Origin of the sequence: Mesorhizobium sp. M0830 (assembly GCF_040319965.1) — a bacterium.
GTDB lineage: Bacteria > Pseudomonadota > Alphaproteobacteria > Rhizobiales > Rhizobiaceae > Mesorhizobium.
On the sequence record NZ_JAMYOR010000159.1, the window covers coordinates 1 to 520 of the forward strand.

Below are 520 nucleotides of genomic sequence, written 5' to 3' on the forward strand. Positions count from 1 at the left end.
GCGCGCACGCCGCTGCGCCCGAAGAGATCGTGCTGGATCTGGATGCCACGGACGATCCCCTGCACGGCAACCAGGAGGGGCGGTTCTTCCACGGCTACTACGGCAACTACTGCTACCTGCCGCTCTACATCTTCTGCGGCGATCACCTTTTGTGCGCCAAGCTGCGGCCCGCCAACATCGACGCGGCCGCCGGCGCGGTTCAGGAGATCGAGCGCATCGTGCGCCAGCTGCGTCAGCGCTGGCCCAAGGTCCGCATCGTGCTGCGCGCCGATTCCGGCTTCGCCCGCGAGGAGCTGATGGCCTGGTGCGAAACCAACGCCGTCGACTACCTGTTCGGTCTGGCCCGCAATGTTCGGCTGGTCCGCCACATCGCGGCTGAACTGGAGGCGGCCAAGGCAGAAAGTGCCCTCACCAGCCGGCCCGCCCGCCGCTTCAAGGACTTCCTGTGGACCACGCGCAAGAGCTGGAGCGGCCGGCGCCGGGTCGTGGCCAAGGCCGAGTGGACGCAAGGCGAGGCCAA

General features: G+C 68.1%; 1 protein-coding gene. It reads left to right on the plus strand.

Features of this window, described 5'->3' with window-relative positions; translation table 11 throughout:
- On the plus strand, window positions 1-520 hold a 520-nt coding region (locus NKI20_RS33670), incomplete at both ends, for a transposase (RefSeq protein ID WP_352838311.1).